At 68.9% G+C, this 25,834-nt stretch carries 31 protein-coding genes and 3 tRNA genes; 7 read left to right on the forward strand and 27 right to left on the reverse strand.

Going from position 1 to position 25,834, the window contains the following annotated elements:
* Positions 1–118: 118 nt before the first annotated feature.
* Positions 119–985, reverse strand: a complete 867-nt coding sequence (locus tag AC1U89_RS11120) for a transglycosylase SLT domain-containing protein (RefSeq protein ID WP_479899765.1) — start codon at positions 983–985, stop codon at positions 119–121.
* Between the two features lie 196 nt (positions 986–1,181).
* Here AC1U89_RS11120 and AC1U89_RS11125 point away from each other — a divergent pair, with 196 nt between their 5' ends.
* Positions 1,182–1,901, forward strand: a complete 720-nt coding sequence (locus AC1U89_RS11125; protein WP_479899766.1) for an energy transducer TonB family protein — start codon at positions 1,182–1,184, stop codon at positions 1,899–1,901.
* 157 nt (positions 1,902–2,058) lie between these two features.
* Here the strand turns inward: AC1U89_RS11125 and AC1U89_RS11130 are convergent, their stop codons facing one another.
* Positions 2,059–2,691: a TetR/AcrR family transcriptional regulator gene (locus AC1U89_RS11130; RefSeq protein WP_479899767.1), complete on the reverse strand. Its 633-nt coding sequence runs from the start codon at positions 2,689–2,691 to the stop codon at positions 2,059–2,061.
* Between the two features lie 93 nt (positions 2,692–2,784).
* On the opposite strand from AC1U89_RS11130, the gene AC1U89_RS11135 reads away from it, so the two are divergent.
* Complete coding sequence (locus AC1U89_RS11135; protein WP_479899768.1) at positions 2,785–3,450, forward strand: O-methyltransferase; 666 nt, start codon at positions 2,785–2,787, stop codon at positions 3,448–3,450.
* 149 nt (positions 3,451–3,599) lie between these two features.
* Here AC1U89_RS11135 and AC1U89_RS11140 read toward each other — a convergent pair whose 3' ends face one another.
* Positions 3,600–4,763 (reverse strand): acyl-CoA dehydrogenase family protein, encoded by a 1,164-nt coding sequence (locus AC1U89_RS11140; RefSeq protein ID WP_479899769.1) that lies wholly within the window; start codon positions 4,761–4,763, stop codon positions 3,600–3,602.
* A 27-nt stretch (positions 4,764–4,790) separates the two neighbouring features.
* Complete coding sequence (locus AC1U89_RS11145; protein ID WP_479899770.1) at positions 4,791–5,780, reverse strand: NAD(P)/FAD-dependent oxidoreductase; 990 nt, start codon at positions 5,778–5,780, stop codon at positions 4,791–4,793.
* Positions 5,781–5,961: 181 nt separating this feature from the next.
* Between AC1U89_RS11145 and AC1U89_RS11150 the strand changes: the two genes are divergently transcribed.
* The 3 genes from AC1U89_RS11150 (at position 5,962) to AC1U89_RS11160 (ending at position 6,896) form a co-directional block, all read left to right on the forward strand.
* On the forward strand, positions 5,962–6,384 hold the full coding sequence (locus tag AC1U89_RS11150; protein ID WP_479899771.1) for a helix-turn-helix domain-containing protein: 423 nt from the start codon (positions 5,962–5,964) through the stop codon (positions 6,382–6,384).
* 110 nt (positions 6,385–6,494) lie between these two features.
* Entirely contained in the window at positions 6,495–6,656 is a 162-nt protein-coding gene (locus tag AC1U89_RS11155; RefSeq protein ID WP_479899772.1) for a hypothetical protein, read from the forward strand.
* A gap of 96 nt (positions 6,657–6,752) precedes the next feature.
* Positions 6,753–6,896 carry a hypothetical protein gene (locus AC1U89_RS11160; protein ID WP_479899773.1) on the forward strand — a complete coding sequence of 48 codons (144 nt, stop codon included), beginning with the start codon at positions 6,753–6,755 and terminating at the stop codon, positions 6,894–6,896.
* Between the two features lie 57 nt (positions 6,897–6,953).
* On the opposite strand, the gene AC1U89_RS11165 is transcribed toward AC1U89_RS11160, so the two are convergent.
* The 14 genes from AC1U89_RS11165 to AC1U89_RS11230 form a co-directional block, all read right to left on the reverse strand.
* Positions 6,954–7,030 (reverse strand) — tRNA-His (locus tag AC1U89_RS11165).
* A 129-nt stretch (positions 7,031–7,159) separates the two neighbouring features.
* Positions 7,160–7,897 carry an energy transducer TonB gene (locus AC1U89_RS11170; protein ID WP_479899774.1) on the reverse strand — a complete coding sequence of 246 codons (738 nt, stop codon included), beginning with the start codon at positions 7,895–7,897 and terminating at the stop codon, positions 7,160–7,162.
* Positions 7,898–7,906: 9 nt separating this feature from the next.
* Entirely contained in the window at positions 7,907–8,341 is a 435-nt protein-coding gene (locus tag AC1U89_RS11175; RefSeq protein ID WP_029907087.1) for a biopolymer transporter ExbD, read from the reverse strand.
* A gap of 5 nt (positions 8,342–8,346) precedes the next feature.
* Positions 8,347–9,249 carry a MotA/TolQ/ExbB proton channel family protein gene (locus AC1U89_RS11180; RefSeq protein WP_479899860.1) on the reverse strand — a complete coding sequence of 301 codons (903 nt, stop codon included), beginning with the start codon at positions 9,247–9,249 and terminating at the stop codon, positions 8,347–8,349.
* Between the two features lie 885 nt (positions 9,250–10,134).
* Positions 10,135–10,210, reverse strand: a tRNA-Phe gene (locus AC1U89_RS11185).
* Between the two features lie 111 nt (positions 10,211–10,321).
* Positions 10,322–10,492, reverse strand: a complete 171-nt coding sequence (locus AC1U89_RS11190) for a DNA gyrase inhibitor YacG (protein WP_479899775.1) — start codon at positions 10,490–10,492, stop codon at positions 10,322–10,324.
* Positions 10,489–11,529, reverse strand: coding sequence for a ribonuclease E/G (locus AC1U89_RS11195; protein WP_479899776.1), 1,041 nt, complete (start codon positions 11,527–11,529; stop codon positions 10,489–10,491). The genes AC1U89_RS11190 and AC1U89_RS11195 overlap by 4 nt, the downstream gene beginning before the upstream one ends.
* The gene (locus AC1U89_RS11200; RefSeq protein ID WP_479899777.1) at positions 11,526–12,110 is read right to left on the reverse strand and encodes a Maf family protein; all 585 of its coding nucleotides are present in this window, start codon (positions 12,108–12,110) and stop codon (positions 11,526–11,528) included. The genes AC1U89_RS11195 and AC1U89_RS11200 overlap by 4 nt, the downstream gene beginning before the upstream one ends.
* 9 nt (positions 12,111–12,119) lie before the next feature.
* A complete protein-coding gene (gene infA / locus AC1U89_RS11205; protein ID WP_004617696.1) occupies positions 12,120–12,338 on the reverse strand; it encodes a translation initiation factor IF-1 in 219 nt (72 codons plus the stop codon).
* 97 nt (positions 12,339–12,435) lie between these two features.
* Positions 12,436–12,894 carry an arsenate-mycothiol transferase ArsC gene (locus AC1U89_RS11210; protein ID WP_479899778.1) on the reverse strand — a complete coding sequence of 153 codons (459 nt, stop codon included), beginning with the start codon at positions 12,892–12,894 and terminating at the stop codon, positions 12,436–12,438.
* A 5-nt stretch (positions 12,895–12,899) separates the two neighbouring features.
* Positions 12,900–13,376 (reverse strand): UPF0262 family protein, encoded by a 477-nt coding sequence (locus tag AC1U89_RS11215; RefSeq protein ID WP_479899779.1) that lies wholly within the window; start codon positions 13,374–13,376, stop codon positions 12,900–12,902.
* A gap of 18 nt (positions 13,377–13,394) precedes the next feature.
* Complete coding sequence (hisD, locus tag AC1U89_RS11220; RefSeq protein WP_479899780.1) at positions 13,395–14,681, reverse strand: histidinol dehydrogenase; 1,287 nt, start codon at positions 14,679–14,681, stop codon at positions 13,395–13,397.
* Positions 14,682–14,904: 223 nt separating this feature from the next.
* Positions 14,905–15,537: a glutathione S-transferase family protein gene (locus AC1U89_RS11225; RefSeq protein ID WP_479899781.1), complete on the reverse strand. Its 633-nt coding sequence runs from the start codon at positions 15,535–15,537 to the stop codon at positions 14,905–14,907.
* 7 nt (positions 15,538–15,544) lie between these two features.
* Positions 15,545–17,017, reverse strand: a complete 1,473-nt coding sequence (locus AC1U89_RS11230) for an NCS1 family nucleobase:cation symporter-1 (protein ID WP_479899782.1) — start codon at positions 17,015–17,017, stop codon at positions 15,545–15,547.
* A gap of 137 nt (positions 17,018–17,154) precedes the next feature.
* Between AC1U89_RS11230 and AC1U89_RS11235 the strand changes: the two genes are divergently transcribed.
* A complete protein-coding gene (locus AC1U89_RS11235) occupies positions 17,155–17,754 on the forward strand; it encodes a DUF805 domain-containing protein (protein WP_479899783.1) in 600 nt (199 codons plus the stop codon).
* 7 nt (positions 17,755–17,761) lie between these two features.
* On the opposite strand, the gene AC1U89_RS11240 is transcribed toward AC1U89_RS11235, so the two are convergent.
* The 9 genes from AC1U89_RS11240 to murA all read right to left on the reverse strand — a co-directional run bounded on the left by AC1U89_RS11240 (position 17,762) and on the right by murA (position 25,327).
* Positions 17,762–17,956 (reverse strand): hypothetical protein, encoded by a 195-nt coding sequence (locus AC1U89_RS11240; protein ID WP_029907076.1) that lies wholly within the window; start codon positions 17,954–17,956, stop codon positions 17,762–17,764.
* Positions 17,957–18,152: 196 nt separating this feature from the next.
* Positions 18,153–20,063, reverse strand: a complete 1,911-nt coding sequence (locus AC1U89_RS11245) for a M1 family metallopeptidase (RefSeq protein ID WP_479899784.1) — start codon at positions 20,061–20,063, stop codon at positions 18,153–18,155.
* An 89-nt stretch (positions 20,064–20,152) separates the two neighbouring features.
* Complete coding sequence (locus AC1U89_RS11250) at positions 20,153–21,277, reverse strand: hypothetical protein (RefSeq protein WP_479899785.1); 1,125 nt, start codon at positions 21,275–21,277, stop codon at positions 20,153–20,155.
* Positions 21,278–21,388: 111 nt separating this feature from the next.
* Positions 21,389–21,697: an EthD family reductase gene (locus AC1U89_RS11255; protein ID WP_479899786.1), complete on the reverse strand. Its 309-nt coding sequence runs from the start codon at positions 21,695–21,697 to the stop codon at positions 21,389–21,391.
* A 97-nt stretch (positions 21,698–21,794) separates the two neighbouring features.
* A complete protein-coding gene (locus AC1U89_RS11260) occupies positions 21,795–22,142 on the reverse strand; it encodes a gamma-glutamylcyclotransferase family protein (protein ID WP_479899787.1) in 348 nt (115 codons plus the stop codon).
* Positions 22,139–22,741, reverse strand: a complete 603-nt coding sequence (locus tag AC1U89_RS11265) for a hypothetical protein (protein WP_479899788.1) — start codon at positions 22,739–22,741, stop codon at positions 22,139–22,141. Before AC1U89_RS11265 ends, AC1U89_RS11260 begins: the two co-directional genes overlap by 4 nt.
* Positions 22,742–22,807: 66 nt before the next feature.
* The gene (locus tag AC1U89_RS11270; protein ID WP_479899789.1) at positions 22,808–23,260 is read right to left on the reverse strand and encodes a MaoC family dehydratase; all 453 of its coding nucleotides are present in this window, start codon (positions 23,258–23,260) and stop codon (positions 22,808–22,810) included.
* 341 nt (positions 23,261–23,601) lie between these two features.
* Positions 23,602–24,036 carry a DUF2948 family protein gene (locus tag AC1U89_RS11275; protein ID WP_479899790.1) on the reverse strand — a complete coding sequence of 145 codons (435 nt, stop codon included), beginning with the start codon at positions 24,034–24,036 and terminating at the stop codon, positions 23,602–23,604.
* The gene (gene murA / locus AC1U89_RS11280; RefSeq protein ID WP_479899791.1) at positions 24,029–25,327 is read right to left on the reverse strand and encodes a UDP-N-acetylglucosamine 1-carboxyvinyltransferase; all 1,299 of its coding nucleotides are present in this window, start codon (positions 25,325–25,327) and stop codon (positions 24,029–24,031) included. Before murA ends, AC1U89_RS11275 begins: the two co-directional genes overlap by 8 nt.
* Positions 25,328–25,694: 367 nt before the next feature.
* On the opposite strand from murA, the gene AC1U89_RS11285 reads away from it, so the two are divergent.
* Positions 25,695–25,769: transfer RNA gene (locus tag AC1U89_RS11285), tRNA-Thr, on the forward strand.
* Positions 25,770–25,834 lie beyond the last annotated feature (65 nt).

Raw genomic sequence — 25,834 nt, forward strand, 5'->3', positions numbered from 1 at the left:
TGGGATGGCTTTGAGGCTGACGCCAAAAGCTCCGAGTTCTTCCAACCCGCCACACCGCCGTAGGATCTGGGTCCCGGCATTCGCCGGGATGAGCGGATTCTTGTAGGGCTTGAGCCCCCTACCGCGAGGTCTTGTCGTTCGCGTCGGACAACACACGCAGCATCTCGGCCGAGAACATCGAGCTGGCCATGCGCTGGGTCGAGGAGCCGCCGTTCGAGGCCAGGCTGAAACCGTTGTCGGCGTCCTGCGGGCCACGCAGGATCAGGCTGACCAGCTCCTGCTGCTGCTGGATGCGCTCCAGCCGGCGGCCGGTGGCGTACTGCAGGAAGCCCTGGTCGGTCTCGGCGGCCGGGGCGGCCGGCACGACGGGGACCTCGCCGCCTCCACCGCCGGTGCGGGTCAGGTTGGCGTAGACCTCGCTGACCGTGGCCGCGCGGCCCTCGCGATAGAAGATCGAGCGGTTGGCGGCGGCGGCGTCCGGGAACATGGCCGCGGCGCTGGCGCCCGGCGAACTGCCCACGGCCTCGATCAGCCGGGCCGAGCCCTGCGGCCCCAGGAAGTGGGCGGCGTAGAGCTCGCCGGCCGTGGGCGTGCGCCCCACCCGGCCGCGCAGGTACGAGGCGTGGTCGCTGGCCAGCTCGCCGGCCATCAGCGAGGCGGCGTGCGGGTCGAGCTTCAGGCCCAGGACGGCCTTGCGCGCCTCGTCGCCGGCCACGCGATACTTGCCGTCCGAGCCCTGCTGGATCAGGTCGGCGTAGCGGGCGTAGCCGTACTTGGCGCCGTGCTTCTTCAGGGTGGACAGCCAGGTCTGGTCCACGAACTGGAACAGGCCCGAGGCCGACGAGGTCCGCGCCTTGGCGTTGGGATTGTAGCCGCTCTCGCGCTTGGCCGCGCCCATCAGGAACGAGAAATCGACGCCCGTCGCGCTGGACGCGCGCTGGATCGCCGACTCGACGACGCTGCGGATGGAGGTGACATTCGCCATGCCCGAAGATGTGGACGCGCATGGTTAATCACGGATTAACCATGCGGGCCGACCCGGCAGAAATTGCCTGTGGCGGGTTGCCACAGTTACGCGTGTAAAAATTCTACGCTCGTAATATTTACAAACGTAATTCCACGTGACAGGCTTCCTCCATCGACCCCGCTCCGCCGGACGGTCGACGCCAAAGGAGGTTGTCATGGTTGCGTACGAAGGCGCTGTCGGTTCCTACATTCCCGGCCTGGACGCCAAGCCCAGGAAGGCGCCCAAGGCTCTGGTCGCGGCCCTGGTCGTGGTCTCGGCCGCCCACGCCGGCCTGTTCGCCTACCTGGCCTATCAGAAGTGGGTGGCTCCCCCGACGGTGATTTCCGATCCTCCCATCATCGAGGTCCCGCTCTACGATCCTCCCGAGCCCGAGCCCAAGAAGCCGATCCCGCAGACCCAGACCTCGAACCCGCCGCTGATCCACAAGCCGACCTTGGTCACGACCCCGACGGTCGATCCGCTGCCGGTCAAGCCAGTGGAAGGCCCGCGTGATCCGCCAGGCTCGGGTCCGGTGGACTTGAAGACCGACCTGCCGCCCGGACCGCCGACCGTGGTCGATCCGCCCCAGCCCCGGGTGATCACCCGACCCAACTGGCTGAAGAAGCCCGGGGCCGCCGAGTTCAGCCGGTTCTATCCGGAAAGCGCGGTGCGGCGGGGCGTCGGCKGCATGGCCACCCTGAACTGCACGGTGGCCGCCAACGGCTCGATCCAGGCCTGCAGCGTGCTGGACKAGACCCCGGCCGAGGAAGGCTTCGGCAAGGCGGCGATCAAGCTGTCGCGGTTCTTCAAGATGAGCCCGCAGATGGAGAACGGCCAGGCCGTCGATGGGGCCAGCGTGCGTATCCCGATCCGCTTCAACGCGGCCGAGGGCTAGAGCTAGGGGCCGCCGCCTCGCCTCTCGGCGGCGGCCCGAAGGACCGGAAGGAGCGCCGGCCGGCGCGTGCATGAAGCGGCCGGCGAAGTCCATCGGTCACGGGGGAGCCCCGGGTCGCCGCCAGCCTTCCATGCGGCCGCCCGGGGCTTTCGCCGCTTCAACTGCGCGCGAGCGCAGCCAGATAGGCGCAGAACATGTCGGCCATGGCGTCGGCGTAGGTCGCGATCTCCGCGTCGGTGCGGGGCGCCTCCGAGAACGACTTGCCCACCTGGCTCAGGGTGGTCTTGATCAGGTCGCCGGCCAGGAGCCGCGTCGCCTCGTCGGCCGCCGGCAGCGCCTCGGCCATGAAGGCGCGGACGATGTCGCCGCCCCAGATCCGCACTTCCTGGGCCTCGGGCGCGTCGCGATACAGCGGGGCGGCGTCGTTCAGCGCCACGCGCATCTGGGCCTCCTCGCATTCGGAGCGGACGAAGGCGTGGACCAGGGCCCGCAAGCGCTCCGGCGGCGGTCGCGAGCCGTCCTCCAGCACGGCGCGCAGCAGGTCGGTGGTCTGGCGCCATTCGTCGGTCTGCAGGCGGAACAGGATCGCCGCCTTGTTGGGGAAGTACTGGTAGACCGACCCGATGCTGACCCCGGCCTTCTCGGCCACCCGCGCCGTGGTGAACCGGGCCGCGCCCTCCTTCGCCAAAACCTGAACCGCCGCCTCCAGTATGGCCGCGACCAGCTCGGTCGAGCGGGCCTGGCGAGGCTGCTTTCTCGAGGAAATCCGGGGACTTGATCGTTCGGTCACGGGGCGTCCCGGCAATGCGAATAGGAAACCTGACGGATTAGTCGCATTTCTGAAGGGGCGCAAGGACGCGCCTTTCGAGACCGGATCACACCCATGACCACCCTGACCACGGCCCCCGTGGCCCCGCTGCTGGACCGCCTGTTCGCCGAGGCCGACGCCAGCTCGCCGATGAACCACCCGGCCGCCGCCGCCCTGACGGCCGAGGACCACGCGCGCCTGATGCGCAGCAAGACCGACTATCTCGACTTCTACAGCCAGATGAAGGACTTCCCCCTGGCCGTCTCGCGCGAGACGGGCCTGCTGCTTTACATGCTGGCCCGCAGCCTGAAGGCGCGGACGGTCGTCGAGTTCGGGACCTCGTTCGGCCTGTCGACCCTGTACCTGGCCTCGGCCCTGCGCGACAACGGCGGCGGGCGGGTGATCACCAGCGAGTTCGAACCGTCCAAAGCGGCCCGGGCGCGGGCGAACCTGACGGCCGGCGGCCTGATCGACCTGGTCGAGATCCGCGAAGGCGACGCGCTCCAGACCCTGGGCGTCGACCTGCCCGAGACCATCGACCTGGTGCTGCTGGACGGCGCCAAGGCGCTGTATTCCGACATCCTGGACCGGCTCGAGAACCGCCTGCGCCCCGGCGCCCTGATCGTCGCCGACAACGCCGACTACTGCCCCGAATACCTGGAGCGCGTGCGCGCCCCGGGCGGCGGCTACCTGTCCGTGCCGTTCGCCGAGGACGTGGAGCTTTCGATGCGGGTGGGGTGAGATCACACCCCCTTGCCCCCTACGGATCGCTTCGCGATCGTCTTCCCCATAGGGGGAAGAGGGCCCACGTTTTCGGCCTCCGCCCCCTATGGGGGCGGACAGACCGCGAAGCGGTCAGGTGGGGGCAAGTGGGTGAGCCGCTGCGCCCCTCAATAACTCTTCGGCAGACCCAGCACCCGTTCGGCGATGAAGTTCAGGATCATCTCGCGGCTGATCGGGGCGATCCGGGCGATCATCGCCTCGCGGAAGTAGCGCTCGACGTCGTACTCCTTGGCGTAGCCCATGCCGCCGTGGGCCAGCACCGAGCTCTCGCAGGCGGTGAAGCCGGCCTCGGCGCCCAGGTACTTGGCGGCGTTGGCCTCGGCCCCGCAGTCCTGACCGCGGTCGTAGAGGGCGGCGGCCTTGAAGGCCAGGAGGTTGGCGGCCTCCAGCTCGGCCCACKACTTGGCCAGCGGATGGGCCACGCCCTGGTTCTGGCCGATCGGCCGGCCGAAGACCACGCGCTCCTTGGCGTAGGTCGTGGCCTTGGACAGGGCGGCGCGGCCCAGGCCGATGGCCTCGACCGCGAACAGCACCCGCTCGGGATTGAGGCCGTGCAACAGGTAAGAGAACCCCTTGCCCTCCTCGCCGACCAGGTCGTCGGCCGGCACGAACAGGTCCTCGATGAACAGCATGTTACACTCGACGGCCTTGCGCCCCATCTTGGGGATCGGCTTTGCTTCGATCTTCTCGCGGTCGGTGTAGAACAGGGAAAGGCCCTGGGTCGGCTTGGCGCACTGGTCCTTGGGCGTGGTCCTGGCGATGATCAGGATCTTGTTGGCCCGCTGGGCGCCGGTCGTCCAGATCTTGCGGCCGTTCAGCACGTAGCCGTCATTGGTGCGCTCGGCCCGGGTCTCCAGGCTGGAGGTGTCCAGGCCCGAATTGGGCTCGGTCACCGCGAAGCACATCTTGTCCTCGCCCGAGATCAGGCGCGGCAGGTGCTTCTGGCGCTGCTCGTCGGTGCCGAACTTCACGATCGGCATGGGGCCAAAGATGTTCAGGTGGATGGCGCTGGCGCCCGAGAAGCCCGCGCCCGACTGGGCCACGGTCTGCATCATGATCGCCGCCTCGGTCAGGCCCAGGCCCGCCCCGCCGACGCCTTCGGGCATGGCCACGCCCAGCCATCCCCCTTGAGCAATGGCGGCCACGAATTCCTCGGGGAAGATCCCGGTCTCGTCGGTACGGCGCCAGTATTCGTCGTCGAAGCCGGCGCACAGCTTGGCGACCCCTTCGCGGATGGCTTCCTGTTCCTCGGTCAACCAGAATCCGCTCATCCGCCCCTGCCCTACTCTTGTTGCGCCTCAGGTCCTCGAGAAGCGCCGCGCGTCGAACAGCGCGGCGTCCGGGCCTGGGTTATCACCTTTCAGATACGACGCGACCAACKCGGCCACAAGCGGGGCCAGCAGCCAGCCGTTGCGGCGCGCGCCGACGGCCAGCATCACGCCGGGCGTCGCGCTCCAGCCCACAAGGGGCAGGCCGTCGGGCGTGGCGGCCCGCACCCCGACCTCGGTGGTCAGGACGGCCTCGGCCAGCTCGGGACGCAGGCGGATCGCCGCCGCGCGCAGGGCGTCGGTGGCCGAGGGGTCGACAGTCAGGTCGTCGCGACCGGCTTCCATGGTGGCGCCGATCGCCGGGCGCTCGCCGGGGCAGATATAGACCCCCTCGCCGCGGATCACCGGCCCGGTCGCCGGACCGCGATCGGCCCGCAGGATCTGGCCCTTGATCGGGGTCAACGCCGCCAGTTCCGGCGCCAGGCCGCCGGCGTCGGCCGCGCCGGTCGCCAGCACCACGGCGTCGAAGGTTGGCAGGTCGTCGGCGACGAAGGCCCGGGGCTGGACGCGTCCGCCCAGAGCCTCGAAGGCGGCGCGCAGGGCGGCCAGGGCGGGCCGGGCCTCCACCCTCCAGTCCTCGGCGTCGACCAGGGCCCCGCCCAGGCGCTGGAAGGCGGCGCCCAGGGCTTCGAAGCGGGCGGCGATGTCGGCCAGCCACTCCGCCCGCCCCTCGACCCTCAGGCCCTCACGGAGGATCGGCAGGTCCAGCCCCTCGGCGAAGGCCGGCCACAGGTCGCGGGCGCGCCGCAGCACCGCCAGATGCGGGGTCGAGACGGGGTCGAACACCGCCTCGGCCACCGGCGCCAGCATGCCGGCGGCCACGCTGGACGCGTTGTCGCCGGCGGGATCGGGGTCGAACAGCGTGACGTCGAACTGGGCGCGGGACAGGGTCAGGGCGACGGCCGATCCGATCGCGCCGGCGCCGGCCACCGCCACCCGCGCGCGAGGCTTGGTCTCCATGGGCGGCAGACACCCTCGCCCGCGCCAAACGTCAAGCCCGGCGGGCCATTTTGCGGCGTCACGGCGTGTGTCAGAGGCGTGACTAAGGCAACCGCATGGGTCTATCCTGTGTTAACCAAGCTGGACCACACGCTCTCGCAAAAAGCGAGCGTCGGCTGTGTCTGGGAGGAACGTGACGCGGATGACCGACAAACCCACTTCCGACTTGGCCCACCCCGTCGATCTCTATGTCGGAGCGCGCCTTCGGATCCGTCGCAAGGTCCTGGGCCTGAGCCAGACGCAGCTGGCCGAGGCCCTGGGCATAACCTTCCAGCAGATCCAGAAATACGAACGCGGCGCCAACCGGATCAGCGCCTCCAAGCTCTACGAGGCCGCTCGCCTGCTGCAGTCGCCGGTGTCCTACTTCTTCGAGGGCCTGGACGAGACGACCCAGGGCGCCGTGGACGATGGCTTCGCCCAGCGCATGACCCAGTTCGTGGCCACGCCCGAGGGGCTGGAACTGGCGGGGCTGTTCCCGCGGCTCAACGACCGCCGGCTGCGACGCCGGGTGGTCGACCTGGTCAAGGCGATGGTCGACGACGAGCCGGGGGCGATCGCGCCCTAGGGGGCCGCCCGGCCCCGCCGCGCGGATCGCACCGGACGCGTGGACGGATCGCTGGCCTCTCCCAGGCGTTTCATGGGCCAGGGGGCGTTCATCGCCGTCGATGAGCCCGCATGCTTCTGATCGTCTCGCTATTCCTGATCTGCGCCGTCGTCACCCCGCCGGTGGGCGAAGTGGTCCGTCGCCACCAGCGCGCGGTCTGGCGCCGCAAGCAGATCGAGGCCTTCCTCCGCTCCACGCCGGTGGCCGAGTACCGTTTCGACGGCCGCTCCTAGCGGCGTTGCGCCGCACTTCCGCAAAACAGCGTTCGGGCGCAACCTCCGGGCCAGGGAGCGGACGCGCCGAAGCGCGTCAAAGTCGGGAGTTTCGAAGTGGGCGCGTCCTCGAAGACGGCGATCGGCCGCATTCGCTATTGGTGGCAGGCCCGGCCGATGGTCGGCCTGGCGGCGGGGTGGATCGCGATCGCCCTGGTCGGCTGGCGCGTCTGGAGCGCCCTGAGCGGCCGCCACGCCTGAACCCCGCCCCAAACGAAAAAGCCCTGGGCGAACCCAGGGCTTTTCACCGTCTTGCGATGGTACCACCTCTCGGGCTCGAACCGAGGACCTCTAGATCCACAATCTAGCGCTCTAACCAACTGAGCTAAGGCGGCGTATCGCGAGGCAGTGTCTTTAGTCGGACGCGCGAGCCGGATCAAGCGCCGAAACGGCCCTTCCACACGAAAACGCCCCGGAGCGATGAAGCTCCGGGGCGCTCGTTTCCTGGCCTGTCGCCTCGGTCCCTAGCGGGGAACCGTGAACACGATCGGGATCGTGATCTGGCCGCCGTCCACCGGAGCGCCGTCAAGCGTCTTCGGCTTCATGCGGAACAGCCGCGACAACTTCATGGCCGCTTCGCCGAACTGGTAGTCGGCCGGGTTTTCCGACACGACCGAACAGTTCTCCAGCGACCCCTTGGCGGTGACGGTGCACGACAAGGTCGCGCGACCGGCCACTTCCATCCGCTGAGCGCGGTCGGGGTAGTAGCGAGCCATGTCCTCCGGGCTAGGCCGACGGGCCCAGTCCGGCTTCGTGATCACCGAAGCCCGAGCCGGCGGGTTCGAAGGCACCGGCGGCACGTTCGAGATCACCGGCGGAGCCGTTTGCTCGACCCGCTCCTTGACGGGCGGGATCGGCAGCGGCGGCGGCGGCGTCACGTCCGGCGGCGGCGCGATAGGCGGCCTCGGCTGCACCACCGCGGGAGGCGGAGGCGGAGCGTTGGTCGGCGGCGGCGGCGGGGGCGGAGGAGGCGGCGGCGGCGGCGGGGGCGGCGGAGGCAGCTCCACGTCCACGGCGTCGTCGTGATACTCCTTCATCACCGCTTCGAACTTCTGCTTCGCCAGATAAGCGAACAAAGCAGCGTGGAAGCCGACGACGACGATGGTCGCGACGCCGAAGGCGCCGAGGCCCTTCTTGCGGCGCGGGCCGTCCGAAGTGAGCGGATCGTAGTGGCGATGCTCAGGCGTTTGTTGTTCAGCCATGCATCACCCCTAGCTGTTCTGATCCTTGCCGATGAGCGCCACGCTATAGAAGCCGTTATCCTGGAGGGTGTTCATCACCTCCATGAAGGCCCCGTAGCGCGTCTTTTCGTCGGCGCGGATATAGATGCGCTCCTTGGTGGGATCGCGACGGCCAATGTTCTTAACGAGGTCCGCACCCATCTCGTCAACCGTAGTGCGGTCATCGCCAATGAAGACCTGTCCCGAAGCCTTGATCGAGATGTAGACGGGCTTTGGCGGGGTCGTCGACGGTTTGGCGACCGCCGGCGGCAAGTTCACTTCGACCGACACGGAGGCGAGCGGAGCCGCCACCATGAAGATGATCAGGAGAACCAGCATGACGTCCACGAAGGGCGTGACGTTGATCTCGCTGTTTTGGTCGATGTTAAACCTGTCGCCCCCACCGCCTGAGAGTTTGGCGGCCATCGGTCTTACGCCCCTTTGTCGAGCTGGCGCGAGATGGCGTTCATCAGTTCAGCAACGAAACCTTCAGAGCGCGTGCCGTAGCCGGAGATGCGGGTCTGGAAGAAGTTGTAGAAGATAACGGCCGGGATAGCGGCGAACAGACCAATACCGGTGGCGAGCAGCGCTTCGGCGATGCCGGGGGCGACGACGGCCAGGTTGGTCGTGTTGGTGTTCGCGATGCCGATGAACGAGGTCATGATCCCGTAAACGGTGCCGAACAGACCGATGAACGGACCGGCCGAACCGACCGAGGCCAGGAACACCATGCCGCCCGACAGACGCTTGGCCAGCGAGGCTTGCACCGCGTTGATGGCGTAGGTGGCGCGGCTCAGGGTCGAGTCACGATGCTCCCCGCCGACGGCCAGGCCGGCTTGGCGCGACAGTTCGACTTCTTGGGCGGCCGCGGCGGCCATGTCGGCCATCGGGTTGCCTTCGAATTCTTCCGACGAGCCGATGCGGGCGATGTCGGCGATCGAACGAGCGCCCCGGAAGGCTTCCAGGAACTTGTCCGATTGCTTGTTCAGGGCGCCGAACTCGAACAGCTTGGTGATCAGCAGGACCCACGAGAAGATCGAGGCCAGGATCAGGCCGATCATGACGACCTTAACCACCGCCTGGGCCGACAGGAACATGCCGATCGGGGTCAGGGAGTGGGACTTCATCTTCTCGGTCGCGGCGACGCCGGCGTCCAGGGGCTCTTCAGCGGGCGCTGCGGCGGCGGGGGCCGGGGCGGCAGCGGCCGGAGCGGCGGCTTCGGTGGTGGCCGGCGCAGGAGCCGCAGCGTCCTGAGCGAAAGCCGGGGCGCTCGCCATCAGCGCCATGGCGCCGACGAGAGCGATGAGGGGGGTTTTCCGTTTAATGTCGAGCATCTGTCGCCAGTTCCTGATTGGTCTAGCACGTTTGGACCGAGGGTCGTCGCGCGAGAGCGTCTCCACCCTAACTTGAATAGTCCACATGGTGCCCGGTCTCCCGGACGCCTTGCGGACCCGCTTCGCTGCGCTCGACCCGTTACGCCCCCCAAGCCAGGCTCATGCCCATCAAGAAGGATCGTTTCGAAGCGCGTGTGATCGCCGCCCCCGAGGAGGCTTCGATCTTACCGCAATGTTAGAATTGCGGCAGGGGTCCTTTGGCAACCCCTTTTCGTACCGTCAAGGGGTGCGAGGTCGCATAAATTTACCGACCATTCGACCGGCCCGGGGGCTTTGCCGCATCGCACAAATGGGAAATCAGGATTTGAGGGCGGTTTTTCCCTGCCAAAGGGAATAACGATGTTGCGCCGCAACATGCTTACAAAACATCGGTCTCGAAGACCTGATCTGAGCGCGCATCGCCGCCCAGTTCAATCTAGCCGGGAAAGACGTTCGCCGGACATCTGACCTCCTTCGCCGACCGTCTTGGCCGATAGACGAGGATTTTCGCCTCCAGGCGGCGTTTTCGCCCTTCAAAGCGGGTCCCGCCTCTCCCAGCCCGAACCTGGACCGCGTTCCCGCCGGGACGCACGGCCGGACCGTTTCGACCTCGCCGAACCCCGCCCAGACCGCCCTGAGCGGGCGGAAGCGCCTTCGGGAATCGGCGCGGCTTCGAAAACCCGGCCTCGCCCTCCGCATTCGCCTTCGGCTGGTAAGGCCACCGCTAAAATTTCACGTCTGCCCTGAGGCGGACGCCAGTGACCAAGTTCGCGGCGCCACGACGAGGCCGTCGACGACGCGGCCGAGGCCGTGAAGCGATCGAAACTGCGCCGCGTATGAAAGGAGTGGTGCCTGGGGGCGGATTCGAACCACCGACACGCGGATTTTCAATCCGCTGCTCTACCAACTGAGCTACCCAGGCCCTGGGCCGGAGAAGCGGTCGAAACCGCTTCGGCGCCCGCCCGACGGCGGGGAGCCGCGTCTATAGGGGAGGCTAAAAACGAAGTCCAGCCCCTCTTGAAACGATCTCGAACTATTCCCGACCGAAGTCTGTGGACGGCGGGTTTTCCTCGTCGTCGTCGGCTCCGGGCACCACGTACCGGTCCGACAGCCAGCGGTTCAGGTCGATGTCGGCGCAGCGCTTGGAGCAGAACGGCTTGAAGGCCGGATCCGTCGGTTTCTTGCAGATGGGACAGGCGCTCATGAGGACGAGACCTCCAGACGATCGTTGGGCCAGTCGGCGACGACGGCCACGGTGAAGCGACGGCCGGTCTTGTCGGCCAGACCGGCGTCGAGGGCCGTGAAGGCCTCGGCGACGGCGGCGCTGCAACGGCCGGCCAGCTTGCCGCCCGGGTCCGCCCTGCCCTCCCGCTCGAAGGCCCGGACCAGGCGCAGGGCGCCGTAGCGGGCCGACAACCCGCCCGTCTCGTCCAGAAGCCTATCGAGAATCGGCTTGGTCCGGCGCGGCACGATCATCTCCAGCGCCCCGAACTTGCTGATCGCCCCGATCCCGACCCCGGGATTGTCGACGGCGAAGGCGTTGCGGGCCGCCGTGGTCAGGGCCGGACCGTCATGGCCGCGGCCGACCAGGTCGAAGACCACCAGCCCCGCCAGCCCCTTCAGGCGCAGGATGCGGGCGGCCGTCGTGAAGGCGGCCATGTTGGCGGCGCGGGCGGCCTTCTTGGAATCGCCTTCACGGGCGCCGAGATCGACGTCGACGGCCACCAGGGCCCGGGTCGCCTCGATGCTGACGTCGCCGCCGCCCGGCAGGGCGAAGACCGTGGCCAGGGCCTCGGCCTCGGCGGCCTCGACCGCCTCCAGGGCGGCCAGGCCCTGGGTCGGGGAACCCGACTTCACCCAGAGGCGCAGCAGCTCGTCGATCGTGGACGCGTGGGCCAGCACGCGCGGCTCGCCCTCGGCCGGACCGACATAGCGGGCCACGCCCGACTTGTCGCGGCGGGACGGGCTGCGGACCTCGATCTCGACCACTTGGCCCTCGACCAGCTTGGGCATGTCGGGCTTGAGGTTTAGCAGCAGGTCGGCCCCGCCCGGCAGGGCGACGAAGGCGGAGTTGAAGGCCCGTTCGATCTTCTTGACCCGGGCCACGCCGCGCACGCCCTCGGCGTCCAGCAGGTCGTCGCCGTCCCAATGGGCGACCAGGCGCTCGGGACGGCCGTCCAGGGTGACGACCCCGACCGTCTCGCCGATTCCCTTGTAGAGGTAGGCGCGACGTTCGCTCATTTGCGGTAGCCCAGGCCGGTCAGCAGGTTGAGGGTCTCGTACAGCGGCAGGCCGACCACCGAGGTGTAGGAGCCGTGCAGGTCGACGATGAAGCCGCCCGCCACGCCCTGCACGCCGTAGCCGCCCGCCTTGCCGTTCCATTCGCCGCCCGCCAGGTAGTCGGCGACCTCCTGGTCGGAGAGATGCTTGAACTGCACGCGGGTCTCGACCAGCCGCGACGCCTCGCGCCCATCCGGGGCGATGGCGGCGACGCCGGTCAGGACCTTGTGATTGCGGCCCGACAGCAGCTTCAGGCAGCGCGCCGCCTGCTCTTCCGTCTCGGCCTTGGGCAGGATGCGGCGACCGACGGCCACGACGGTGTCGGCGGCCAGGACGATGGCCCCGGGCGAACGGGGTGCGACCGCCCTCGCCTTCTCCACGGCCAGGCGCAGGGCGTGACGCCGCGGGGTCTCGTCCCGCAGCGGCGTTTCATCGATGTCGGCGGGATCGACCCGATCCGGGGCGACGCCGACCTGCGCCAGCAGGTCCAGGCGCCGGGGGCTCGCACTGGCCAGGACCAGCGGCGTGCGCTGGACGACCATTCGCCAGCCCTACTTGAAGCGGTAGGTGATGCGGCCCTTGGTCAGGTCGTAGGGCGTCATTTCCACGAGCACCTTGTCGCCGGCCAGGACGCGGATGCGGTTCTTGCGCATCTTGCCGGCGGTGTGGGCGATGATCTCGTGATCGTTCTCCAGCTTCACGCGGAAGGTCGCGTTGGGCAGCAATTCGCTGACCGTACCGGGAAACTCGAGCAGTTCTTCCTTAGCCATCAGGCCTCTCAAAACGGGTTACGCCATGCCGGTAAAGCCCCCGCGACGATTGAGTCGGGAGGCGTCACGCGGCTGCGAGGCGGGGTGTATAGCGCATTCAACCCCCGAACGTCGATGGCGCGCCGAAACGTTGTCGAATCGCCGTGGCCAGAGCGTCACGCACCTCGCGATAGGCCGACAACATGGCGTCGCGCGAGCCGTCCGCAAGGGTGGGGTCGTGGGTCGGCCAGTATTCGATGTCGGTGGCCCGGTCCCGCGCCAGCTCGACGGCGCGGTGCTGGGCCTCCGGCGTCAGGGAGATGACGACGTCGAAGCTGTCGTCCTCCAGCTGGGCGAAGCTCTTGGGTCGGTGGCCGGTGACGTCCAGGCCCATCTCGTCCATGACCACGGCCACGAACGGATCGACGCCGTCCTCATCCGGGTCGGGCTTTAGCCCGCACGAATCGACGAACGCCCGCGTGCCGTAGAAGTGCTTGAACAGCGCCTCGGCCATCGGCGAGCGCACGCGGTTGTAGTTGCAGGCGAAGAGGACGGCGCCCGGGAGGTCCGACGGCACGGTCCCTAACCCCGCCAGTRCAGCGCGCAGATCAGGGTGAACAGCCGGCGGGCGGTGTCGAGGTCGGTCTTGACCTTGCCCTCCAGCCGCTCGCGCAACAGGGTCGAGCCCTCGTTGTGCAGGCCGCGCCGACCCATGTCCAAGGCCTCGATCTGCTGCGGCGACGAGTTGCGGATCGCCGCGTAATAGCTGTCGCAGATCATGAAGTAGTCCTTGATCACCCCCCGGAAGGGCGACAGGGACAGCAAGTGCCGGCGCTCGTAGTTCGGCCCGGCGATGTCGAAGGCCAGGCGGTTCTCGACCAGCGACAGCTTCAGGTCGTAGGGACCGCCGCTCGCCTCGGCCGGCTCGAAATAGTTGCCGTCCAGCAGGTCGAAGATCGCCACCTGGCGTTCCTGCTCCTGGTCGCGCGAGGCTGCAGCCAGGCTGTCCTCGTCGATGAGGACGGACTTCAGGAACTGGCTGGCCTTGGCGTCGGACATCGTCGGCAGACTTGCCCCTTACGGCTTGGTTGGCAACCGCACCGCCGCCGACAGGGCGTGGGCCGGCAGGCCCTCGGCCTCGGCGAGCGCGACGGTGTGCGGACCCAGGATCGCGAACGAGGCCGCGTCGCACTTCACGATCGAGGTGCGCTTGAGGAAGTCGTAGATCGACAGGCCCGACTGGAAGCGCGCCGCGCGGCTGGTGGGCAGTACGTGGTTCGAGCCGGCCACGTAGTCGCCGATGGCTTCCGGCGTCAGGCGGCCCAGGAAGATCGCCCCGGCGTGGCGCACGCGGTCGGCCAGGCGCTCGGGCTCGTCGAGGGCGAACTCGACGTGCTCGGGGGCCAGCAGGTCCACCAGGCGGGGGCTGTCCTCGAGCGGGCAGAGGATGATCGCGCCGTGGTCGCGCCACGACGCGGCGGCGTCGACGCCGGTGGCCAGGGTCTTCAGCCGCGCGTCGACGGCGTCGGACACCGCCTGGGCGAAGGCCTCGTCGTCGGTGATCAGGATCGACTGGGCGGCCGGGTCGTGCTCGGCCTGGCTCAGCAGGTCGACGGCGATCCAGTCGGGATCGTTCTTGGCGTCGGCCACCACGACAATCTCGGACGGGCCGGCCAGGGCGTCGATGCCGACCACGCCATAGAGCCGGCGCTTGGCGGCGGTGACATAGGCGTTGCCGGGGCCGACGATCTTGTCGACCGGCTGGATCGGACCCGCGCCGAAGGCCAGGGCGGCCACGGCCTGGGCCCCGCCCACGCGCCAGATCTCGGTGACGCCCGCTTCCTTGGCGGCGGCCAGGACGGCGGGCTGCAGCTTGCCGGGCGGGGTGACCATGGCGATGCGGTCGACGCCGGCCACCTGGGCGGGCACGGCGTTCATCAGCACGGTCGAGGGATAGGCCGCGCGGCCGCCGGGCACGTAGACGCCCACGGCCTCCAGCGGCGTCCAGCGCCAGCCCAGCTGCACGCCGGCCTCGTCGGTCCAGGCCTGGTCCTGCGGCTTCTGGCGGGCGTGGAAGGCGCGGATGCGGGCGGCGGCGAAGGCGATCGCGTCACGAACCTCTTGCGAGCACTCGGCCGCGCCGGCCTCGATCTCCTCGGCGGTGACGCGGATGGTGTCCTCGGTCAGCTCCACGCCGTCGAAGCGGCTGGTGAAGCTGAGCACGGCCTTCAGACCTTCGGCCTGCACGGCCTCCAGCACGTTGCGCGCCGCCGCATCGACATTCTCGGGCGCGCCCCGGCGCTCGTCGAGGAAGGCCTTGAAGGCGGCGGGGAAAGAAGGGTCGGCGGAATTGAAGCGGCGCATGGGGTCTAGATGCGGGTTTTTGTGTGGGGCGCAAGAGAAGAGTGAGGCGGAGGCTCACCTACTTGCCCCCACCTGACCGCTCCGCGGTCTGTCCGCCCCATAGGGGGCGGAGGCCGAAAATGCGCCGCTTCTTCCCCCCATGGGGAAGACGACCGCGAAGCGGTCCGTAGGGGGCAAGTGAGCGTGATACCACGCCAAATCACGGGGCCGGGGCCATCGCCCCCTACCGCTTCGCGTCCGCCGCCTCGAACAGCGCGACCTGGTCCGCCCGGGCCTTCCGGAAAGCGGGGCGATCGGTGATCCGGGTCACATAGGCCTCGGTCGCGGGGCGGTCGCCGAAGGCGCGGACGTCCGAGACCCGCAGCACGTCGGCCATCAGCAGGTCGGCGACGGTGAAGCGATCGGCCGCGAGCCAGTCGCGCTCGCCGAAGATCCGTTCGAGATGGTCGAGGCGCTGGTCCAGCCAGCCGGTCAGCTTGTTGTCCTTGTCGCCGCTGATCCCCAGGAACCACCACGGCACGCTGACCATCTCGATCGAGTTGAGGGCGGCGATCGTCCATTCCAGCGTTTCGGCCGCGCCGACCGGATCGGACGGCATCAGTCGGTCGCTCTTGTGGGCCAGGTACAGCAGCCCAGCGCCGCTTTCGAAGATCTTCACCGCCCCGTCGTCCAGGTACGGGACCTGGCCGAACGGCTGGCGGTCCAGATGATTGGTCGCCCGATCGTCGAACGGGATCGTGCGGACGTCGTAGTCGAGGCCCGCCTCCTCGCACGCCCATCTCAGCCGCAGATCGCGCACAAAGCCCCGGGGGCCTTCGGGGACCCAGTCCAGGGTCCAGATGGTCAGTCCGCTCATCGCGCCTTCACTCCGCCGCCGACGTCCGCGCCCCGCCGCCCAACCGCATCGCCGCCACGTAGACCGCCGCCGCGATCGCCGCGCCGACGAACCAGGCATAGTCGTAGAGCCCCGTCCACGGCGCGCCGATCCCCGCCGCCGCCGGCAGGCCGGCCGCCTTCAGGAAGCCCGGCAGGTTCGGGGCCACACCGATGATGAAGGCCCCGGCGGCCGCCAGGTTCCAGCCCTTGAAATAGGTGTAGCGCCCGGTGCGGTCGTACAGCGCCTCGACGTCCAGCCGGGCGCGGCGCAGCAGCCAGTAGTCGGCGATCAGGATGCCGGCCACCGGCCCCAGCAGGGCGCCGTAGCCGGTCAGCCAGACGAAGATATAGCCCTGCGTGCTCTCCAGCAGCTTCCACGGCATGATCAAGACGCCGATGCCGGCGGTGATCCAGCCGCCGATGCGATAGCTGATCCGCTTGGGCCACAGGGCCGAGAAGTCGTAGGCCGGGCCCACCAGGTTGGCGGCGATGTTGCAGGAGACGGTGTCCAGGCTGATGATCAGCAGGCCCACCAGCACCCCGATCCCGCCGATGTTGCCCGCCAGGGCGACCGGGTCCCAGACCGGCTTGCCGTAGATCAGCACCGTGGCCGAGGTGACGATGACGCTCATCGTCGCCAGCAGGGCCATGGGTCCGGGTAGCCCCACGGCCTGACCCACGATCTGGTCGCGCTGGCTGCGGGCGAAGCGGGTGAAGTCGGGGATGTTCAGGGCCAGGGTCGCCCAGTAGCCGGTCATGGCGGTGACGGCCGGGCCGAAGTCCTTCCAGAACCGGCCGGCCTTGGCGCCGCCGGCGTCGTAGGCGCTGGGCTCATGCAGGATCGGGCCGATGCCGCCGGCCTTGCTCAGCGCCCACCAGACCAGCAGGCCGCAGACCAGCAGCTTGACCGGCGCGGTCCAGGTCTCGAGCTTGCGCACGGTCTCCAGGCCCTTGGTGACGAACAGCAGCTGGATCGCCCAGAAGGCGGCGAACGACAGCAGCTGGCCGACGCCGATGCCGAGAACAGGGACCATCGGCCCGACCAGGCTCTTGCCGACCATCACGCCCAGCAGGGTCAGCAGCGCCCCGCCGCCGATCCAGGTCTGGATGCCGTACCAGCCGCAGGCGACGATGGCCCGGGCCAGGGCCGGGGCCCGCGCGCCGCGCCACCCGAACGAGGCCCGCGCCAGCACCGCATAGGGCACGCCCCACTTGGCCCCCGCATGGCCGATCAGCAGCATGGGGACCAGAACGATCACATTGCCCAGCAGCACGGCCCACACCGCTTGGGTCGCCGACATCCCCTGCTCGATCAGGCCCGCGGCCAGCATGTAGGCCGGCACGGCGATGACCATGCCCAGCCACAGGGCCGCATAGTGCCGCGCCTTCCAGGTGCGCTGGGCGGCCGTGGTCGGCGCCAGGTCCGGGTTCCAGAGGGTGTTGCCGGCTTGGTCGTTCATCTCGCCCCCGCGATGTGTGGAAGGCGGAGCATGGGTCAGCGAACGGGGGTCGTCACGGGGAAACTGATCGTCCGGGCGCCGCCGGTTGAATCGCCCTATTCGGAAGCTTCGCCTTCGAGGCTCCTGGGGGAGAGGCCATGAACGACTTCATCGATTCCGTCCGCAACGGCTTCACCGGCCTGCTGCGCTTCTCGGGCAGGGATTCGGCGCGGCGGTTCTGGCCCTATGTCGCCGTGGTGATGGCCCTGCTGTTCGTCGGCGCCGCCGCGACCATGGGGCCGATCATGGGCCAGTCGTTCGCGCGCATGCAGCAATTCGCGGTCGAGCATCCCGACCAGGCCACCGTCACCCAGGGGGCCGGCTCCTATTCGATCCAGATCCACGGCAATCACCCCGAACTCATGCCCGACATGACCCCGTTCTTCACGGTGATGCAGGTCGGGTGCGCCCTGGTTGTGGCGCTGCTGGCCGCGGCGGTGACCCGGCGGCTGCACGATCGCGGGCGGCGCGGCTGGTGGGGCCTGCCGCCCCTGATCTTCCTGACCGTCGGCCTGATCCTGTTCCCGCGCTTCTTCCAGAGCACGCTGACGGGCGAGACGACGGCGGAGTCGATGAAGATGTTCGGCCTGATCTTCGCCAACAACGTGCTCTATCTGGCGTCGCTGGGTGTGCTGATCCTGCTGCTGGCCGGCGCGAGCCAGGCCGGTGAGAACCGTTTCGGCCCGCCCGCGCCTTGAAGCCCGCCTAGCCTATCGCCGCATAGGCCCAGGTCGCCAGCCCGGCGCCGAACACCAGGACCATGGCGACGATGCCGACCCGGCCCCACTGGATGCAGGGGCCGGCGTGCCGGAGCTCGGCGGCTTCCGGCTTGTTGATGTCGCATTTTCTGAAGAACACGGAACGCGCACGCACACGGGTCGCGAACACGGCGTCAGCCATGGCGATCTCTCCCTAACGAGGCCCGCCTCTCTGTCGGAGGCGTACAGTCAGGGTTAACACGAAAACTCGCCTCGCGAGCGATTTTCGGCGCGGTTTCGGATCAAAATCGACTCGAAAAGCGCGTTTTCGTCGTCAAGAACTGACAAAAACGACGAAAACGCGTGATTTTTCGAGAAACGGCTATTTCACCCAATAGCTACTTCACAATGCCATCCACCGTCTGGCGGGTGACGGCGTGATAGAGCGGCCGGGTCTTGGCGTAGAGGCGCTTGGCGATCGGCTGGCCCCATGTGCCCTGCGCCATCAGGTCCTTGAACAGCGGGGCCACGAACTTGCGGCGGCCCTGGTCGGTCAGGAAGGCCTCCAGCGACGGCACGGCCGGGTCGTAGCGGTTGGCCACGGCCAGCTCCAGCCAGACGAAGCGGATCTCGCTATTGCCCTGGGCCGACAGGCCGAAGGCCTTGTCGAGGGCGGCCAGGCGCTCCTTCGACAGCGCGCGCGGCAGGCTGGCCACGAAGCGGGTGCGCTCGGGCGTGCTCCAGGCCTTCCACTTGGCCAGCGGGGCCGGGCCGCCCTTGGCGTAGGCGGCGGCCAGGGCGTCCACCGCCGGGAAGGCGGCCGACTTGATATGCACGGCGTTGGCGGGGAGCCCGACGTCGTACACCCACTTGTCGATGCCGATCTCGGCTTCCAGCTTGGGATCGCCCTTGATCAGGTTGGCGCGCAGGTCGGCGACGAAGCCGGCCGTGGTCTGCGACTGGAAGGCGTGGCGGGCGAAGTAGTCCTTCAGATAGGCGTCCCAGCGCTCGCGGCCGACGGCCTTCTCGATGGTGCGCAGGAAGGTCGCGCCCTTCTGGTAGGCGATGTCGGTCATGCCGTCGTCGGGATCGCGGCCGGTCAGGTCCAGGTGCAGGCGGGTGTCGGCGCCGGTCAGGCCGCCGGCGTCCTTGATGGCGTCCTGCAGGTCGCTCCAGCCCAGATCGGCCAGCATGTCGGCGCGCGCCTTGCCGTACAGCTTCTCCATGATCCGGTTCTCGAAATAGTCGGTGAAGCCCTCGTTCAGCCAGAAGTCCGACCAAGTGGCGTTGTTGACCAGGTTGCCCGACCACGAGTGGGCCAGTTCGTGGGCCACCAGGCTGACCAGCGAACGGTCGCCGGCGATGATGGTCGGGGTGGCGAAGGTCAGGCGCGGGTTCTCCATGCCGCCGAACGGGAACGACGGCGGCAGCACCAGCAGGTCGTAGCGGCCCCAGGCGTAGGGCCCGTAGAGGCTTTCGGCGGCCTCGACCATCTTCTCGACGTCGACCAGCTCGTAGGCGGTCTTCTTCATCACCGACGGCTCGGTATAGACACCGGTCCGCTGCCCCAGCGGCGTGAAGGCGATGTCGCCGATGGCGATGGCGATCAGGTACGAGGCGACCGGCTTGTCCATCTTGAACCGATAGGCGCGGCCGCCGGGCACGGGCTCGCCGTCCGGGGTCAGCATCTCGGCGCTCATCACCGCCTTAAGCCCCTCGGGGGCGACGATGCGGGCGGTCCAGGTCTGGCGGATGCCGGGGCTGTCCTGGGTGGGGATCCAGGTGCGGTTGAGGATCGCCTCGCCCTGGCTGAACAGGTAGGGCTTCTTCTTGCCGGCGGTCTGGGCCGGGGTCAGCCACTGCAGGGCCGCGCCGCCGGGGGCGCTGTCGTAACTGACCACGATGCGGCGGGCGCCGTTCAGCGTCACGGTCAGCGGCGCGCCCAGGTTCGGATCGGCCTTGCCCAGGGTCCACGGCAGGGCGGCGCCCTTGTCGTCGGTGACGCCGTGGATCACCAGGCCCTTGCTGTCCAGCACCACCTCTTTCGCGTCCGGCGCGGCGGCGATGTCGAGGGCGGCCGTGCCGGTTATCTTCTGGCCGGCGAAGTCTGCGGTCAGGTCCAGGTCCACGTGGGTGACCCGCGCCACCAGCGGCTGGGCGTAGGAGTGGATGTCGTGGGCTTCCGGCGTGGTCAGGATCGCCGGGATCGGCGGGTTGGTCCCTTGAGCGGTCTGGGCCAGGGCGGGCATAGCGGCTCCGCACAACAGGAGCGCCAGCAGCGCGGCGCGGGTGGTGGTCTTCAGGGTCATGGACGGGGGCTTCCGACTACGGACGGGCTTCAGCCAACCGTCTTAGACCCTGGCTCGCCCTCTCCTCAACCGCCCACCCTGCGGAAGGTTCAGAGATAATCCAACAGGCTGGTCCCGCCCGTGTTGACGCTGCCGTCCGGATTGAACAGCGAGGCCAGCTTGTCCGAGAGGTTCTGCATGGCGACCATCTTGTCGTAGAGGGCCGGGGTCCAGCCGGCGGCCTGGCGCTCCTCGTCGCTCATGGCCGCGTACTGGGTCAGCAGGTTCTTGCCGAAGGCCGAGCTGTCCTGGCCCTGGGTGCTCTTGTAGGCGCTGGAGACACTGTCGCGGTTGCGGGCCTTCACCTCGGCCGTCGCCTGGGCGATCTCGTGCTCGGAGAACTGGCCGCCCTTGTTCAGGGCCACGGCGGCCAGCGAGCGGTCGTCGAACTTGGAGAAGTCGATCGTCCCTTCGTCGGGCGAGGTGGCCGCCCCGTCCTCGGTCGCCRAGGCGTACTGTTTGTCCAGCACCGTGCGGACGTCGGAGGCCACGGCGTTGATGTCGCGCGTGCGGGGGCTGGCGACCACCCCGCCCAGGTCCTTCAGATAGGCCGCGACCGGGTCGTCCTCGATGCCGCTGGGGGCGACGCCCGGCTTGGCCTGGGCCTGCTTGAGGCCCTCGGTCAGGGCCGCCTTGTCCTTGGCCCACTGGCCCGACGCCTTCTCCTCGGGCCCGGCGGCCTCGAGATTGGCCAGGGCCGCCTTGTAGAGCCCAGCATAGTCGCCGGTCACCCGCATGGCCGAGGCCGAGGCCGACAGGGCCGCGTCGCGCGTGGCCTTCATCTGCAGGCTGGCGACCACCTGCTCCTCGATCGAGAACTTGCCGCCCCGGTTGCTGGCGATGGCGTAGAGCGTGCGGCGGTCCAGGCCCGAGACGTCGATCGTCGCCTTGCCGTCCTTCAGGGCGCTGGTCGCCTTGGCGCCGGCCAGCAGCTTGTCCAGGGCCGAGCGGGCGTCGGCCACCACCGCGTCGGTGGTGCGGTTGTCGGTCTGGGCCGCCAGGGCCGCCTGGGCCTCGGCCGACAGGGTGACGTTGACGCTGGAGGCGCTGGTCGAGCCGGCCGCCGCCGACTGGCCGTAGGCCGACGCCGCCGCGCCCGAGGTGGTCGACGTCGTCGTGGCGGTGTTGAGCAGGGCGTAGGAAGTCGACCCGTAGCCGGTGACGCTGCTGACCATGGCGGACCTCGCTGGCCGCCGCGAAAATCACGAATCGCGACGGCGTGGAAACACGCCGCAACCAAGCCGCATCATGGTTAATCGCGCATTAACCATGATGCCTCGGATCCGTCACACCGGGGCGCCGACCAGGGCGACCGGGACGATGTCGGTGAAGTTGACGACGTCGCCCATCACCTCGGCCGCGCGCGCACCGCCCAGGGCGCCCGCCATGGCCTCKGGACTGTCGAAGGTCAGGTGGACGATCAGCACGAAGGGCGCAGGGCCACCGTCGGGCGCCGACAGGCCCTTGATCACCTGCACGCCCTTGAGCGCGTCGCCGAAGGCGTCCTTCACCAGCGGGATGTGGGTGGCGTGGTAATAGGCCTCGTCGAACTTCGCGCCGGCCTTGGCGGGATAGAGCACGCTGAAGATGACCATGGTCGGCTCCCTGTGTCGGCGTCGCTGCTCGCGCCGTTCGGGGAAGTTAAGCACGCGAACCGGGCCGCGCCACGGTTGCCGCGACGGCGCCCGCGCCTCAGGCCTTGATGTAGACGAAGGCGCGCAGCCCCGAGGCCAGGGTCACCTCGACCCGCTTGTAGTCCGAGACCTCGTAGGTGTCGGCGGCCGCCAGTTCCTCGGCGGTGATCTCGAAGACCATGCCCTCGACCGTGTCGGCCGGATCGCCGCTGGCCGCGACGATGGGATGGTGGTCGGCGCCGCTGGCGGCGATCACCGCCGGATCGGTGATCCGCACCATGGCGCGGCTGTAGCCCGGCAAGGCGTCAGCGGCGCCCGTCAGCAGGCGGCCGAAGGTCTCCAGCTGCACGCTCTCCAGCTGGAGCGTGCCGTAGGAGAACAGCCGGATGGGGTCCGGGGCGCTCATCGCGCCGACCAGAGGCTGCCGGCCGCCGCCTGCAGGTCGCCGGAGACGCCGCGCCGGGCCAGTGACAGGCCTTCCAACTCGACCTTGTCGGCCCGCAGCGTGCGGGGATGGATGGTGTAGCCCAACTGGTAGACGGCGCGGTCGGTCTTGGTGACGCCGTCCTCGATGAACACCGTCAGCACGCCCACCGGCACGCGGCCGGTCCTGGCCTTGCCGGCGTGCTTGCGCAGGCCGTTCTCGATCCAGGCGGCCTCGAGCCGCGGATTGCCGGTGGTCTCAACGCTGTCGGAGCGAAGCTCGGCGGGGAACCAGACGGTCTGGGTCTGGATGACCTGGCCCTCGTTGACCGAGGTCAGGCGCACCCTGGCGCCGTCGTCCTCGCGCTGGCCGGTCATCACGAAGGTCTGCTTGAGCGCGGCGGCGCGGGCCTCGGCCTGCCGCTCGCTGGCGGCGGCCGACCGTTCGCGGTCTTCACGGACGCGTTCGCGATGCGAATCCCAGAAGCTGAGGCCGGTGATCACCAAAGCCGCCACCGCCACGATCTCGGCCAGGGTCAGCCAGCGGATCGGCAGGCGCTTGGAAGGCGTCTCTTCGGTCAAGTTCGGCTCCGTCGGCGCGGCTTCGGAAGACKACCGTAAAGCGCGCGCGGCCTGGCGTGAAGGCGGTTAGGCCTTCGCGGGCTTGCGGCGGCGGGGAACGCGCACGACAGCCTCGCCGTCCATGATCAGGTCCTCGCCGACCAGGCCTTCACAGCGCAGGGTGACGCGGGCGCTGACCTCGTCGATGGCCGACACCGTGACACGCGCCGTCACCACGTCGCCGATGCGCACMGGCTTGTGGAAGGCCAGGGTCTGGGTCAGGTAGATCGAGCCCGCGCCCGGCAGGATGGTGCCGACCACGGCCGAGCCGAACGACGCCGACAGCAGGCCGTGGGCGATCCGCCCGCGATAGGCGGTCTTGGACGCGAAGCCCTCGTCCATATGCACGGGATTGAAGTCGTCCGACGCTTCGGCGAACAGGCCGATACGCGCTTCGGTGACGGGGACGCTCTTTTCGGCGACCATCCCGACCGCGAGTTCTTCAAGGATGTAGCCGCCGGAGGGGTGACGTTCGATCATGACGCGGCGTTAGCCGCGTTGGCGCGTCGTGGCCAGCAAAAATGCGCGGGAACCCGGTCGATCGCGACTTCTGCCTGCTGGCTACCGGCGTCGTCCGCCGCTAGCTCCCCCTCTCTCTTAGAGAGAGGGAGGGGCCCGCCGCGAAGCGGTGGGAGGGTGAGTGGTTACACTCTTTCAGAACGAAGCTCTGGCGAAGACAGTGCGGCGTTAGCGCCGTATCGATACTGGGCGTCGGGTATTCAACGGACTGGGATTTGCCTGACAGGGTGAAACCTCTCACCCTCCCACCGCCTGCGGCGGCGGGCCCCTCCCTCTCTCAATGAGAGAGGGTTTCCCTCCCCCTACTCCGCGTGCCCCGGCTTGCGCGGCGTGGCCCACGGCTCGGAGACGTCGGCCAGGATCACGTCCAGGCAGTCGACGCTGACCTTCAGGTCGCCGCCGCCCGCGAAGGTCAGCAGCACCGCGCCGCCGGGCGCTTCGCCGGGCTCGAAGGCCACCGACAGGAGCTCGACCACCGCGTTCTTGGCGTCGCGGCGCAGCTTGCGGGCCTGGACGCCGGTGACGTCGCCCAGCTGAAGGGCCGAGCGGATGCGTTCACCACCCTTTTTGGCGCCCTTCTCCCAGCGGAAGCGGTTGCAGGCCAGGGTCAGGGTGCGCGCCGAGGCGTCCCAGCGGATGTCGCCGATCTTGGCCACCGCGTCCTGCAGGGCGGCCGAGATCACCGCCAGGTCGTCGGCGTCTTGAGCCAGGAGCTTCAGCGCGGGGGCGTCAGTCATTGTCGATGGCGTCCTCGGGCTCGCCCTGGATGCGGCGCACCTGGGCCCCGCAGGCGCCCAGCTTCTCTTCCAGCCGCTCGAAGCCGCGGTCCAGGTGGTAGATCCGGCTGACCGTGGTCTCGCCGCGCGCCACCAGGCCGGCGATCACCAGGCTGACCGAGGCGCGCAGGTCGGTGGCCATGACCTCGGCGCCTTCCAGCCGCTCGACGCCGCGCACGCGGGCCTCGCCGCCCGACACCGAGATGTCGGCGCCCAGGCGCATCAGCTCGGGGGCGTGCATGAAGCGGTTCTCGAAGATGGTCTCGCGGATCCGGCTCTCGCCCTTGGCCGTGGTCATCAGGGCCATGAACTGGGCCTGCAGGTCGGTGGCGAAGCCCGGATAGGGCTGGGTCTCGACGTCCACGGCCTCCAGGCGCTGGCCGTTGCKACGGATGATCACCCCGTCCTCGGTGCGGACGACGCCGCAGCCGGCCTCTTCCAGCTTGACCAGCAGGCTGTCGATCAGCTCGGGGCGCGAGCGGGTCAGTTGGACCTCGCCGCCGGCCATGGCCGCGGCCACGGCGTAGGTGCCCATCTCGATCCGGTCGGGGATCACCGAGTGGGTGGCGCCGTGCAGCTTGGCTACGCCGGTGATGGTGATGGTCGGGGTCCCCGCCCCTTCCACCTTGGCGCCCATGGCGTTCAGGCAGATCTGCAGGTCCAGCAGCTCGGGTTCGCAGGCGGCGTTCTTGATCACCGTGACGCCGTCGGCCAGCACGGCGGCCAGCATGGCGTGCTCGGTGGCGCCCACCGAGACGAACGGGAACGCGATCTCGCCGCCCTTCAGGCCGCGCGGGGCCTGGGCGTAGACGTAGCCTTCGTGCAGGTCGATCTTGGCGCCCAGGGCCTCCAGGGCCTGCAGGTGCAGGTCAACAGGGCGCGCGCCGATGGTGCAGCCGCCGGGCAGCGAGACCTTGGCCTGGCCTGTGCGGGCGACCAGCGGGCCCAGCACGTTGAACGAGGCGCGCATCTGGCGCACCAGGTCATAGGGCGCGAAGCCGCTGGTGATCTCCGGCGCGTGCAGGATCGTTTCCGAACCGTCGGGGCCTTCACGCTCGTCGACGTGGGTCCCCAGACGGGTCAGCAGCTTGCCCAGGAACTTGGTGTCGGCCAGGCGCGGCATGTTGGTCAGACGCAGCGGCTGATCGGTCAGCAGGCTGGCCGCCATCAGCTTGATGGCCGAGTTCTTGGCGCCGCTCACCGGGATGATCCCGTTCAGCTGCGCGCCGCCGGTGATGGCGATGCGATCCAATGAAAGTCCCTCGTCGCGCGGCCTTCGGAGGGGTGTCGCCGCGCGGTCACATGTGAAAGGGCGGTTCTACTGGTTGCAAGGGCTCGCGCAAGGGGCTGCACGGATTCCTCAAGCTTCCTCCTCAGTCGGAAGAGGATTCGTCGTCCGAACGGGGTGATTCCGGCTTGGCGGCGGCCGCKGGGGCCGCCTTCCTGCGGCGGAGATTGGTTCGCAGCGCCTGGGCCAGCCTAGCTTCTCGCTCGGCTTTTTCGTTACTGGGCTTGGGGTTCTGGCTCATGTTTCCACAGGTGAAATCGCTGCGACGATCGGTCAAGACGATTTTGGCTTTGCCAACCGCGTTTGGTTCGCTATACGCCCMCTCCTCGTCGCCGCCGTAGCTCAGTGGTAGAGCGCATCCTTGGTAAGGCTGAGGTCGGCAGTTCAATCCTGCCCGGCGGCACCATCGGGGCCCGAACCTTCCGGTTCGGGCCCCGACCAGTTTCCAGACATCGTCATCGACAAGCCCGG

It is taken from the genome of Caulobacter sp. 05T431 (genome assembly GCF_056665975.1).